The organism is Deltaproteobacteria bacterium (genome assembly GCA_016709225.1).
Lineage (GTDB): Bacteria > Myxococcota_A > Polyangia > Nannocystales > Nannocystaceae > Xiheibacterium > Xiheibacterium phototrophicum.
Genome location: JADJEE010000002.1, coordinates 1,354,529 through 1,367,025 on the forward strand (window position 1 = coordinate 1,354,529; position 12,497 = coordinate 1,367,025).

Below are 12,497 nucleotides of genomic sequence, written 5' to 3' on the forward strand. Positions count from 1 at the left end.
CCGCGATGCGTGCGCGCGGCCGCAAGTCGTTTCACACGCGGGCGCTCACATGGGCGGTCGCGAGGATCCGCAGCAGCGCGGCGGTCACCGCCAGCGGTTCGGCATGGCCCTGCGCCAACGCCTCGGCGACCACGGCCAGCGCCGCGAGGTGCACGTCGGCGGGGCCGGCGTCGTCGTCGACCGCGCGCTTGATCCACGCGTGACGACCACCGACCTCGAGATCCCACGCGACCGCGTCGGGTCGCGCGACCTTGACCAGCTTCCACGACAGCCACGCGCGCTCGAAGCCACCCGGTCGCGCCAGCGCGTGGCGCACCAGCGCCGGCAACCACAGGCGACGCAGCGGCGGCAGGCGAGCCGCGGTCGCGGCCTCGGGCGAGAGCACGCGCGTGCGGCTGCGGGCCGCGGCCCGTCGGGCGCCGACGCCGTCGCCATCGGCGGCGGCGGCCACCGCCTCGCAGTGGGCGATGAAGCGCTCGAGCGCCCGTCGTCGCGGGCTGCCCGGCGGTGCGAGGCCGGCCTGTCGACGCGCCGCGACGAACAGCGCGCGCGCCTGCGCCGTGACGAGCTTCTCGATCGCCGGGCGACCAGCGCGGACCCCCGCGTCGCTCAGCCACAGCCGTCCACCCAGCGCCGCGAACGGTGCGGGTAGCTCGAGATCGCCGACGTGCAGCCCGCGGGCCCACAGCGCGACGCCGCTGCGCCCTTCGTCGATCAGCGCCAACGCACCGACCGCGAGCTTGTCGGCGATGGGATGCCGCAGCACCGGCTCGGCGCGGGCGTTGGCGCTGGCGCCCTGGGCACCCTCGCGCGGTGGCGCAGCGTCGCCCCGTGACCCGTCGGGCTGTGGCTGCAGCGGCCAGTGGTGGCACTCGTGCAGCAGCGATGCGAGCCCTGGCGGCAGCTCGATCACGGGTCCGACCAGGTCGCGGGACGCGGTGCCCGGCGGCACGATCGCGAAGCTACGGCCATCGGCACGCACCGCCGCGAGCGAGAGCAGCCGCGCCGGCACCACCGCGCGGGGATCGAACACCGGCAGCAACGGCACTGTCGCCAGACCCATCGGGTCGGCGTCGGTGATGGTCGCAACCAGCAGGTGCGCGAGCAGGCTCGCGCGCGCGTGCTCATCGGCACCGCCGCGACCGAGCAAGCGCGCGACCTCGTCGCGATCGAGCAGCGTGCGGCGCTGCTGCATCGCCGGCGCGACGTGGGCGAAGCCCTCGGGTACACACGGCATCTGCCACAGCGCGGCGCGACCGAGCACGCGCGGCAGCAGCGTCTGGCCCAGCGGTGTGGCGATCCAGGTGTCGTGGAGGCCGTCGGCCTGCTCGAGCGCGTACCAGCGGCGTGCGGGCTCGCCCAGCACCAGGCCGCCGACGTCACGGGCGCGCTGCAGCGCGTCGCCGAGCGAGCGCGGCTGGCCCCCACGCTCGTGCGCGACGACCAGCGCGGTCAAGGGATGCGCGCGCCACTGCAGCCGCGTGAGGCCTTCGGTCGCGACGTAGTGCAGCTCCAGGCCCCGCGCGTCGAGGCCTTCGACCGCGCGCGCCAGCAGTGGCACCCGCTCGCGCAGCGTGGGATCGAGCGAGGAGCCGAGCACGTGCTCGAGCAGACGATCGTGCAGGCCCGCGACGTCCTGCCACACCGCCCGCACCAACGCGCGCATGGCCTCGGGTTGGCTCGCCAGCGATGCGGTCCCCGCGGACAACGTCGGTCGGATCGTGAGCGTGACCCCCGGCGGCGTGTCGCCCTCGCCGCGCTCCCGCAGCACCACGCGCCCGTGCACGACGACCAGCGCGTCCGACTGCGACGCGACCGCATGGCGATGCACGTAGGCTTCGACCACGATCGCCAGGCTCTCGCCGCGCTCGCGCTGCCATGTGGCGGTCGGGAGTGTGAGCGGCGGCAGGCTGCCCTCGGCGAGCGCGGTGAGGTCGAGGCGATCGCCCTCGAGCCCCTGGACCACCGCCCGTGCCGGCACCAACGTCAGGCCCGGCTGCTCGCGGGCCAGCAGCTCGAGCTGGCTCGGCCACAGTGCGAGCACGCGTGCGCGCACGGACAGCGGCAGCGCCAGCGCCTCGTGCCGGAACACGTAGGTGAGCTCGCGCGACTCGCCGGGCTCGGCGTGCAACGTCGCGGACGACACCGCCGCACCGTCGGCCGTGACGATCGCGTCCTGCTGTTGCGCCCAGCTGGCGCTGCGCAGCCCCTGCTCGCCGGCGTGGGCGAGCGCGTCGTGCAGCCACGCGACCAGCAGCGCGAACGCGTCGTCGCGCACGATGCCGGATTCGTCGACCGTGAGCTGCAGGGCCGCGCACTCGATGGCACCGTCGATCGCCTCGAGCGGCAGGCCGGCCTCGCGCAGCGGGGCCTCGAGCGAGCACGTGACCACGCCGTCGCGGATCAAGCGACGACGCTGCTCGGCGCTCGCCAGCAGCACGCGTGCGTGGGTCCCGAGCAGCAACGCGCCCTCGCCCGGCGGCACGCGCAGGCGGATCACCTCGCCATCGACGACGAGCCCGGGCACCCGCGCGCGCCACAGCTCGAGTGCCGCCGCGAAAAGTCCGCGACCGCCGAAGCGCAGGCCGTCGAACCACCGCGACACCGTCCGTTCGAGCTCGATGCGGACCGTCAACAACCCCGCACGGCTGCGCTCGGCCCCGAGCCGCTCGACGAACGGGTCACCCGCGCCTTCGCGACGCACGAAGCTGCGCGTGCCCAGTGAGGTCGCGAGCTCGAGTCGCTGTGGGCGCGTCGCCAGGGCCTCGTTGCACGCGCGCGCGAGCAGCCGACGGAAGCGCTGCTGCCGGTGACGCAGGCGGCCGTCGCCGGCGCCGGGGTCGGGCTCGAGCGCGGCGTCGTAGATCAACCCCAGCTCGAGGCCATCGAGCAGCTCGGGCTCGAACGCACACTCGATCGCGAGCACGTGCGCCGCGTCGGTGGTGGTCGTGGTCGCCCGGACGTCGACGCCGTCGGTGAGGGCCAGCAGCGCGCGCACCAGCACCAACGTCCAGTCCCACGGGCCTGCGTCGGGGCGCTCACGCAGGCGCAGCAGCGCCTCGCCGTGCGCGACGGTGAACGATCGCGCGGCGCCGCGGCCGTGGCTGCGGCGCCGCGATGCCACCACCCCGTCGACGGCGTCGTCGCTCACGGGCGCCCCCCCTGCGACGCACGCAGCTCGTCGAGCGCGTCGCGCACCGCCTCGAGTCGAGCGGTATCGGGCCACGACGCTGCGATCGCGAACGCGACCCCGGCCAGCGCGACCAACGGTTGCACCGGCAGGTGCACCAACGCCGCGCGCAGCAGCACGTGGCGCTCGTCGAGCCACAGTCGTCGCGCGTCATCGTCGGGCACGCGACGTGGTGCGACCACGGCGACGTCGTCGCCGACCGCGAGCGACCACAGCGCGTCGGGCACCTCGCCGAACCGACCCAGCGCGACCGCGTGGGCGTGTCCCGAGCGGCGCAACACGTCGGCGAGCAGCTCGACGAAGCTGGTCGCACCGGCGACCGGCGCGATCCGTCGCACCACCGCGGCGACCGGGCGCAGCTCGAGGTCGACTGCCTGCAGGGCCTCGGTCAGCCAACCTTGGTCGGGATCGGCGTCGGCCGCAGTCGCGAACACCACCGGCACGCCGCACGGCTCGGCCAGCGCGACCGACTCGAACGCGACCGCATCATCGGGCTCGCACCACCCGACCACGCCGAACTTCGCTGCCCGCGCCAGCGCGCCGAAGGATGTCGCGGTCCCGCCCGCGCGCCGCAGCACGGCAGGGCGATCGAGCGCCGTGCCCATCGCGTCGCGCTCGCATCGCAGGTGCTCGTGCAGATAGGCGTACTCGCGGTGCAGCGGTGCGCTCCACGGCCCCGCGGTGCCGGCCAGCGCGACCAGGCGCTCGACCAGAGCTCCGCGCAGCTCGTGGACCTTGGCGATGATCGTCCGCTCGACCGCCAGCCGCCCGACGTCGTCGACGACGTGATCGCGCCCGATGTCGGTGCGCAGGCCCGGCGAGTCGGCCCACACTCGCAGGTGATCGAACGAGGCTTCGATGTGCGCGCGCGCGTGCGGCAGCAGATCGGCCGGCGCGCCTTCGGCAAGCACCAGGCCGTGCCGCAGCAGCGTGACGTGGGGCGGCACGGCGAACGCGACGCGGATGCTCGCGTCGCCGACCTCGTGGGTGGCGACCAGCGCCTCGTCGCTGGGCAGCGGTACGTCGTGGATGCGCTCCGGGCCGCGTGCGGCGGCGACGTCCTCGAAGGTCAGCTCCACCGGACAGAAGCGACACCATCGCCACAGACTGTCGCGCACGGCCTCGGCGATGCCGTCGCGCTCGGCCGCGCGACCGCGACGGAACAGCCGCACGGTGGTGCCCTCCACGGGTTCGTCGAGGCGATGCTTCTCGAAGCGCCGATCGGCGCCGAACGTCAGCTCCCACGCCTCGCCGCCGCGACCGGTCTGCAGCAGCACGGCGTGGGGCTCCCACGCGAACACACTCACGAAGCCGACGCCGAAGCCGCCCGCCATCGTGCGGTCGCCCTGCTTGCCCGACGCGAACAGCCGAGTGAGCTCGCCGTCGAGGATGGCCTCGTCCATGCCGCTGCCGGCATCGGTGATCTCGAGCTCGAACACCACCGCGTCGTCGGGCAGCGCGTGGGCGTGCAGGACCACCTCGACGCGATCGCTGCCGGCATCCATCGCGTTCTGGACCAGCTCGCGCAGGAAGTCGTACGGCGAGGCGAACTGCGCGACCAGACGGGCGAGCAGCTCGTCGACCGAGCTGGCGGTCACCGTCACGGGTGGATCACTGCGGGTCCGGCAGGTCGAGCGCGCGCTCGTCGAGCACCGACGCGAGGTCGGCGGCGAGCGCGTCGTCGTGCTCGGCGAGCTCGGCCATCGTCGACGGCACGTCCATCGCCGCCAGCGCGCGCTTGCCCGGCCGTCGCACGTTCCAGCGCTTGCGCGACTGGTACTGCTTGGCACCGGTGGGATCGCCGTGGACGATCAGGCATAGATCGAAGCCGCGCGAGGGCTTGCAGGTCTCGAAGCGCACGCGGCTGGTCTTGCCGTCCTGCAGGAACGTCAGCTTCGCGGCGTCGCGCCCGTCGGCCACCCACGAGAACACGTCGTGGCGTCCGCGCAGCGCCGAGCCGTGGAAGAACGCGCCGATGTACTTGTCGTCGCGGGTTCGCGTGGTGATGAAGGCGCTGATCTCCTGCTTCGCGGAGGTCGGCACCGTCGACACCCACAGGCGCTCGGTCGGCGAGGCGGTGTCACCCCCTCCGCACGCGGCGCAGGCGAGCACGAGGGGGACGAGTGCCGTGAACGATGCGCGGGTGCGGGGCATGGACGCTCCAAGCGTGACAGCCGCGGGGGCACCGTTCAAGCCACGGTGCGCGGCGATGCGCGCTGCGCCTCCCCCACCCGGTTCCCCGCGGGAGCGCGGCCGCAAGCTCCGCGCGCACCCCCGATTTGCAGCCGCAGGCCTTGGTGGTAATCACCGCAGCGTGAGCACGAATCCCCGGACTGGCAGCCTCCGCAGCGCCCAACCGCGGGCGACCGCACTCGCGTTCGTGGTCGCCATCGCCGGCGTCGCTGCGGCCTGCGATCAAAAGGAGCCGCTGCCGCCGTACAAGCAGCGCCTGCACCGCGGCAAGTCCTCTGGCTTCGACGCCGCGGACGCGAGCGCAGCCGCCGGCCCCTCGCCCGCGGCCGTGCTCGACCGCGTGCGCGCGCTGTTGCAGCCGCTGCCGGCGCAGGTCGACAACCCCGCGAACCCGATCACCGACGCCAAGCGCGACCTCGGCCGCACGCTCTACTTCGACACACGCCTGTCGAAGAACCAAGACCTCTCGTGCAACAGCTGCCACGTGCTCGCGAGCTACGGCATCGACGTGCGCGAGGTCGACGGCAAGCGTGCGCGCACCTCGGGTGGTCACGACGGCCAGACCGGCGCCCGCAATTCGCCCACCGTCTACAACGCCGCGCTGGCGCTGTCGCAGTTCTGGGACGGGCGCGCGGCCGACGTCGAGGCCCAAGCCGGCATGCCGATCCTCAACCCGGTCGAGATGGCGATGCCCGACGAGGCCAGCGTGGTGCGGGTGCTGAAGTCGATCCCCGGCTACCGCGAGCGCTTCGAGGCCGCGTTCCCCGGCGAGGCCGATCCGATCACCTACGCCAACATGACGCGCGCCATCGGTGCGTTCGAGCGCAAGCTGATGACGCCGTCGCGGTTCGACGCGTTCCTGAAGGGCGACCTGGCGGCGCTCGAGCCGAAGGAGCTCGAGGGGCTGCAGCTGTTCGTCGATGTCGGCTGCACGCAGTGCCACAACGGGCCCGGCCTTGGTGGGGCGCAGTTCCAGAAGCTGGGCAGCGTCAAGCCGTGGCCCGACCTCACCGACGAGGGCCGCGGTGCAATCACCGGCAACGCGATCGATCGGTTCGTGTTCCGCGTGCCGCTGCTGCGCAACGTCGCGCAGACCGGGCCGTGGCTGCACGATGGATCGATCGCCGAGCTCTCGACGATGGTCGACAAGATGGCCGAGCACCAAGCCGCGCGCGGCCAGCTGACGCCGGCCGAGAACGGCGCGATCGTGGCGTTCCTCGGCTCGCTCACCGGCGAGCTGCCGGCAGCCGACATCGCCGCGCCCGAGCTGCCACCTGGCGGCCCCGACACGCCCAAGGCCGACCCGTCGCGGTAGGCTCGCGCCGCCGTGCCCCACGCCCGCTCGACGTCACCTCGCAGCCTCGTCCTCGTCACCGTCTGGCTCGTGGCCTGCACCCCGAGCCCGGCGCGCCGCGTCGAACCACCGACCGCGGCGCAGCCCGCCGACGCCGCGCCCGCTCGATCGGAAGCGACGGCGCCGACGGCCACGTCGGTCGAGGCCGACGCCGCGTCCGCGCGAGCGGCCGAGCTCGCCGCCAACGATGCACGGATCCTCGCCGCCGCGGCCGAGATCGAGGCCAAGGCCGCACAGGCCGCGACGCGCTGGACGCCCGCGCTCGAGCAGCACGCACGCAAGCTCATGGCCACGCGCTGGCGCAGCACCGGCGCGGCGATGAAGGCGATCCTCGGCAGCCCGCATCGCCAGCCCGACAGCGCCTCGCGCGATCCGTGGCGCCACCCGGCGCAGACCCTCGCCTTCTTCGGCATCACGCCGAAGATGCGTGTGTTCGAGGTCGGGCCGGGCGGCGGTTGGTGGACCGAGTTGCTCGCGCCGTTGTTGGCCGCGCAGGGCAAGCTGTCGATCGCCACCTGGGACGCGCGCGACGACCCCAGCGCACGCGCGCAGTACCGGGCGCGCACCTCGGCGGCGTTGCTGGCCTCGGCGCCGCTGCTGTACGGCAAGATCGAACGCATCCCCAACGTCGGCTTGAAGTTCGAGATGGGCCCGGACGCGTCGCTCGATGCGATCATGGTCATGCGCATGACCCAAAACATGATGCTGGGCGGCGGGCTCGAGCCGTTCCTCGCCGAGGCCTACGCCGCGCTGGTGCCGGGCGGAATTCTGGCGATCGAGCAGCACCGTGCGCCCGCCAGCATGACGACCCCGCAGCACCCGGAGCTGGGCTACCTGCCCGAGGGGTGGCTGGTCGAGCAGGTCACTGCGGCCGGCTTCGAGCTGGTCGCGCGCTCCGAGCTGAACGCCAACCCGAAGGACACCAAGGATCACCCCAAGGGTGTGTGGGCGCTGCCGCCGACCTACGCCGACGGTGACGTCGATCGAGCCCGCTACGAGGCCATCGGCGAGAGCGACCGCATGACCCTGAAGTTCATGAAGCCGACCGCTGCGGCGAAGCCCGCCAGCGCGACGGCGCCGGCCGACGCGGCGCGGTCGGCCAGCGCGGCGGCGCCGGCCAGCGCGGCGGACTGAAGCACGTGCGTGACGCGGTGGCGCCGTTCGCCGCCACGCGCCGCGGATGCGGCCGCGCGCCGCGGCGCGTGGTAGCTTTGATCCGTGCGCCGCGCAGTTCTGGCTTCGATGGTGTTGCTCCCGCTGACGGCATGCGAGGAGGCTGACCCCTCGTTGATGCCCGGCCCGGAGGTTGCGAGCAAGCTCATCGGGCCCGAGGGCGGCTCGCTCAGCTCGCCCGACGCCGTGCTGACGATCGAGATCCCGCCCGGCGCACTCGCCTCGAGCATCGAGCTGAGCATCCAGCTCACCACCACCGTCCCCGCGAGCATCGGCACCGCCTACCGCGTGAAGCCCAACATGCCGCTGATGATGCCGGCGGCCGTGACCTACAACTTCGGCGGCACCGACGTATCGGCCTACGACGTGAGCCGCCTGACGGTCGGGCGCGCCGCCGCCGATCGCTTCGAGCCGCTCGAGGGCGCGAGCGTCGACGCGGACAAGCGCACCACCACCGCGCCCGATCCCTCGCTTTCGTTTGGCTACGGCCTCGTGGTCGGCACCGGCAACGGCGGCACCACCGGCGACACCGACGGCTCGACCAGCGGCGACGGCTCCAGCGGCGGCAGCAGCTCGACCACCACCGGTGATGCGACCAGCGGCAGCAGCAGCGGCGCAGTCGACAGCTCCGGCGGCTCGTCGAGCGGCACCACCACCACCGGCGAGCCGGCCTGCGGCGATGGCCAGGTCGTGCCCGGTGAGCTGTGCCTCGTCGACGGCACGTCGGTGCTGGTCGGGGTCGGTCCGCGCGCGCTCGCCCTCGCCGACCTCGACGCCGACACCGATCTCGACCTCGTGGTGGCCAACGGCGCCGACGATGCGATCAGCGTCCGTGCGGGCGATGGCGCCGGCGAGTTCGGACTCGACACCCCCTATCCGGTCGGCAACAACCCCGCGGACCTGCGCATCGGCGAGTTCACCGGCGACGCCGAGCTCGACGTCGTGGTGTGCAACGAGTCGGCCGGCAACATCGGCTTGCTCGCGGGCACCGGCGGTGGCGCGTTCGCCAGCCAGGTCGTGTTCGATGTCGGCAACCTCCCGCGCAGCTTCGTGATCGCGGACATCGACGAGGACACCATCGACGATCTCGCGGTGGTCAACAACGCCACCGACGACGTCAGTCTGCTGTTCGGCAACGGCACCGGCTTCGACGCGGCGACCACCGTCAGCGTCGCCAACGCCCCGGTCGCGCTCGCGGTCGCCGACTTCACGGGCGACATGAACCTCGATCTCGCGACCATCTCGGGCAGCGCCCTGGCGCTGCGCGGCGGTAACGGCAGCGGCACCTTCGGCGCACCCGCCAACTACGACCTCACGGTCGCCGGCACCGCCCTGTGGGTCGCCGACGTCAACGGCGACGGCGATCTCGATGTCGCCGTCGTGGTCGAGCTCGGCGACGAGGTCCTGGTCGCGCTCGGCAACGGCATCGGCGGCTTCGGACCGGCGACGCCGTACCCAGTCGGCTCCGGCCCGCTCGCGATCGAAGGCGCCGACCTCGACGGCGACGGCAACCTCGACCTCGTGGTCGCCAACGGTGCCGACACCACCATCACCGTGCTGCTCGGCAACGGGCTCGGCGGCTTCGACGACGGCGGCACCTTCATGGTCGGCAACGGCCCCAGCGACCTCGCCATCGGCGACGTCGACGGCGACGGCGCGCCCGACGTACTGGTGTCGGTGCAGAGCGACGACCTGGTCGCCGTGCTGCTGTCCGACCCATGAACCTGCTCGGGCACGCGATGGTGGCGCGGTGGTTCGACCGCGACCCGTACTTCGTGCTCGGGGCCATGCTGCCCGATCTGCGGACCATCGCCCGCGCGAGCGCGCTCGTGCCTCGACACGGCGCCGTCGCATCGGGTGTGGCGATGCACCATCGCACCGATGCCGCGTTCCACGGGCTGCCGGAGTTCGTCGCCGCGTGCGTCCACGCCGGTGAGGAGCTCGCCGCCGACGGGGTCCGTCGCGGCCCCCGGCTCGCGGTGGCCCACGTGGGCCTGGAGCTGTTGCTCGACGGCGAGCTCGCCCACGACGCCGCGTTGGTCGACGATTTCGTCGCGGCGCTGGCGATCGAGCTACCGCTCGACGCTGGCGTGCGCGAGGTGATGACCCGGCTTCACCGCCGTGGCGCTCCGCACGGACACCGCGATCCGCACGAGGTGCAGCAGCGCCTCGCGCACGTGCTCGGGCGCCATCCACGACTCACACCGATGCCGGAGGAACTGATGCCGATCCGCGCGTGGCTCGAGCGCGCGCAGGCCCGTCTGCGCGCCGAGCTTCCGCGGTGGATCGATGGCCTGCGCAGGCGCATGGACGCGCCCGCGTGAGACCCGAGGGAGCCCATCACAGCAGCTGTTCGAGCAGGTCGCCGACCTGCTCCCAGTCCGGGCGCAGCTCGAGCGCGGTCTCGAGGTGCTCGATCGCCAGCTCGCGATCGCCGTCGCGGTTGCGTCGGTGGTAGCAGAGCCCGAGATCGACGTGCGCCTCCGCCGACTCCGGGTGTCGCTTGACCACGAACCTCAACACACTGATGGACTCGTTGTACTGCCGCGCCTCGAAGAACGCGGTCGCGAAGCCGCGTAGGAGGTCCACGTCGAACTCGCCGCTGTGCAGCGTCTCGGCCAGCACCAGGCGCGCGTCGTCGAAGCTGCCGCGGACCAACAGCCCGCGTGCGCGGTCGAGCATGCTCTGGCCCGGACGCACGAGCCGCGCGGCCGCGCTCTCGAGCCGGCCGTGGCACACCTCGCAGGGCCCTTCGGGCGCCGAGTCGAGCGCGGCGGTCGTGGGATCTTGCCGCATCACGCACGAGGGATCGTCGTGGTGGTGGAGGCCGAGGGTGTGCCCGACCTCGTGGAGCACCAGCTTGTGCAGCCGTCGCGCGAGCCGCTTGCTGCCGTCGCCGTCGATGCGCGACAGCGACACCAGCGCGATGCGATCGGTCAGGCTCGCGAGCCCGAACACGTACGGCTTCTTCTCCTCGAAGATGTCGACGCTGGTGAGGTTCAGCTCGACCAACGCGTGCTCCTCGCGATCGCGGAACAGCACGTCGAGCGCCGCGCGGGCGTCGAGCTGCGCGCGCTCGACGTTCCAGCCCGACCAGACCCCGACCAGCTCGCGGCGCGCACCGATCTCGCAGCGCACCGGGTAGGTGCGCAGCAGGCTGCGACAGGCCGAGCGCAGTCGGTCCTGCGGCATCGGCCCCAGCGCCCGCACCACCACCAGCGGTCGCGGTTGCGACGCCGCCGGCACCGCGGTCGCCAGCTCGACCGCCACGCGGCTCGACAGCGTCGCCGACAACCCCGCGCGCGGCACCAGCAGCAGCAGCGCGGCGATCAGCAGCAGTCCGGACAGTGTCGACCAGGTCCTTCGCATCGCGACCTCGCCCTGCTCGCACGTGGTGGCCGTCTTGCGGCCACCCGCGTCCGCAGGGGTTCCGTTGCTAGCCTACGGAACTCGAGCGCGTCGCACCATCGCCTTCGTCCAGGGTGCGAACGCGCACACGAGGTCGTGGGCCCACGCGGCGACACACGAGCTGTTGTTGTGGGCAACACGGCGGCTCTTTCGCCACACTCTCGGTCCACGTGACGGACTCCACCCCACCCGCGCCCGCACCGCCGAACACCGCAGGCGGTGCCGCTGCGGGCTCCTCGGGCGCGCCGCGCTCGCGTTGGAGCCTCGGCGAGCTGCTCGATTGGACGCAGGCCCGCTTCGCAGAGCTCGGGATCGAACAACCCCGCCTCGATGCCGAACGTCTGCTCGCACGCGCGATCGGCTGCAACCGCATCACGCTCTACACCGACCGCGATCGCCTGGTCGATGACGACGCGCGGGCTCGCTTCCGCGAGCTGGTGCGGCGACGACTCGCGCGGGAGCCGGTCGCATACATCGAGGGCACGCGCGGGTTCCATGCGCTCGGCCTCGAGCTCACCGTCGACGCCCGCGTGTTGGTGCCGCGGCCAGAGACCGAACACTTGGTCGACTGGCTGCTCGAGGACACCCAGGGTCGCGAGCACGCCGCGATCCTCGACGTCGGCACGGGCTCGGGTGCGATCGCATTGGCCGTCAAGCACGGGCGCGCGCACTTCGATGTCACCGCGTGCGACGTCTCGCCCGACGCACTCGCGGTCGCGCGCGACAACGGCACGCGGCTCGGGCTGACGATCCACTGGGTCGACGCCGACCTCATGCAGGGTGTCCCGCGCCCGCCCGACGGCTGGGTCGCCATCGCCGCCAACCTTCCGTACATCGCGACCGACGTGATCGCCGGGCTCGCCCCCGAGGTCGCGCGCCACGAGCCCCGGCTCGCACTCGACGGCGGCCCCGACGGACTGCGCGTGGTCGAGGCGCTGCTCGATCAGATCGTCGAGACCGACGCGCTCGCCCCTGACGGCGCCGTGTACCTCGAGATCGGCTTCGATCAGGCCGAGCGCACCGCCGCGATGCTGCGCGCGCGAGGGCTCGCGGCCGCGACCCGCAACGACTACGACGGCGTCGCCCGCATCGTCCGGGGCCGCCGGGCGCCGGGCTGACGCCGCGCCCCCGAGGCGGGTGCCGAAAACTGGCGTCCGGTCGCGATCGGGTCGTAGCGTG

At 73.1% G+C, this 12,497-nt stretch carries 9 protein-coding genes; 5 read left to right on the top strand and 4 right to left on the bottom strand.

Annotated features, from left to right (window positions below; all coding sequences use genetic code 11):
* Nucleotides 1–31: 31 nt before the first annotated feature.
* From IPH07_19875 to IPH07_19885, 3 genes are read right to left on the bottom strand one after another with little or no spacing between them, the layout of a single operon-like run.
* Complete coding sequence (locus tag IPH07_19875) at nucleotides 32–3,151, bottom strand: hypothetical protein (protein MBK6919663.1); 3,120 nt, start codon at nucleotides 3,149–3,151, stop codon at nucleotides 32–34.
* Nucleotides 3,148–4,794, bottom strand: a complete 1,647-nt coding sequence (locus IPH07_19880; protein ID MBK6919664.1) for an ATP-binding protein — start codon at nucleotides 4,792–4,794, stop codon at nucleotides 3,148–3,150. Before IPH07_19880 ends, IPH07_19875 begins: the two co-directional genes overlap by 4 nt.
* A gap of 7 nt (nucleotides 4,795–4,801) precedes the next feature.
* Nucleotides 4,802–5,344, bottom strand: coding sequence for a hypothetical protein (locus IPH07_19885; protein ID MBK6919665.1), 543 nt, complete (start codon nucleotides 5,342–5,344; stop codon nucleotides 4,802–4,804).
* A gap of 55 nt (nucleotides 5,345–5,399) precedes the next feature.
* Here IPH07_19885 and IPH07_19890 point away from each other — a divergent pair, with 55 nt between their 5' ends.
* The 4 genes from IPH07_19890 to IPH07_19905 all read left to right on the top strand — a co-directional run bounded on the left by IPH07_19890 (nucleotide 5,400) and on the right by IPH07_19905 (nucleotide 10,234).
* Entirely contained in the window at nucleotides 5,400–6,698 is a 1,299-nt protein-coding gene (locus IPH07_19890) for a c-type cytochrome (GenBank protein ID MBK6919666.1), read from the top strand.
* Nucleotides 6,699–6,710: 12 nt separating this feature from the next.
* Nucleotides 6,711–7,871 (top strand): class I SAM-dependent methyltransferase, encoded by a 1,161-nt coding sequence (locus tag IPH07_19895; GenBank protein MBK6919667.1) that lies wholly within the window; start codon nucleotides 6,711–6,713, stop codon nucleotides 7,869–7,871.
* 108 nt (nucleotides 7,872–7,979) lie between these two features.
* Nucleotides 7,980–9,632: a VCBS repeat-containing protein gene (locus IPH07_19900; GenBank protein MBK6919668.1), complete on the top strand. Its 1,653-nt coding sequence runs from the start codon at nucleotides 7,980–7,982 to the stop codon at nucleotides 9,630–9,632.
* Nucleotides 9,629–10,234: a hypothetical protein gene (locus IPH07_19905; protein ID MBK6919669.1), complete on the top strand. Its 606-nt coding sequence runs from the start codon at nucleotides 9,629–9,631 to the stop codon at nucleotides 10,232–10,234. Before IPH07_19900 ends, IPH07_19905 begins: the two co-directional genes overlap by 4 nt.
* Nucleotides 10,235–10,250: 16 nt before the next feature.
* Here the strand turns inward: IPH07_19905 and IPH07_19910 are convergent, their stop codons facing one another.
* Complete coding sequence (locus IPH07_19910; protein MBK6919670.1) at nucleotides 10,251–11,279, bottom strand: tetratricopeptide repeat protein; 1,029 nt, start codon at nucleotides 11,277–11,279, stop codon at nucleotides 10,251–10,253.
* A 209-nt stretch (nucleotides 11,280–11,488) separates the two neighbouring features.
* Here IPH07_19910 and prmC point away from each other — a divergent pair, with 209 nt between their 5' ends.
* Nucleotides 11,489–12,436: a peptide chain release factor N(5)-glutamine methyltransferase gene (gene prmC / locus IPH07_19915; GenBank protein MBK6919671.1), complete on the top strand. Its 948-nt coding sequence runs from the start codon at nucleotides 11,489–11,491 to the stop codon at nucleotides 12,434–12,436.
* Nucleotides 12,437–12,497: the final 61 nt, after the last annotated feature.

Excerpts from the sequence above, each read along its gene's own strand:
- IPH07_19885 (MBK6919665.1), bottom strand. The coding sequence starts at position 5,344 with ATGCCCCGCACCCGCGCATCGTTCACGGCACTCGTCCCCCTCGTGCTC.
- IPH07_19910 (MBK6919670.1), bottom strand. The coding sequence starts at position 11,279 with ATGCGAAGGACCTGGTCGACACTGTCCGGACTGCTGCTGATCGCCGCG.
- IPH07_19900 (MBK6919668.1), top strand. The coding sequence starts at position 7,980 with ATGGTGTTGCTCCCGCTGACGGCATGCGAGGAGGCTGACCCCTCGTTG.
- IPH07_19905 (MBK6919669.1), top strand. The coding sequence starts at position 9,629 with ATGAACCTGCTCGGGCACGCGATGGTGGCGCGGTGGTTCGACCGCGAC.
- IPH07_19890 (MBK6919666.1), top strand. The coding sequence starts at position 5,400 with ATGCGCGCTGCGCCTCCCCCACCCGGTTCCCCGCGGGAGCGCGGCCGC.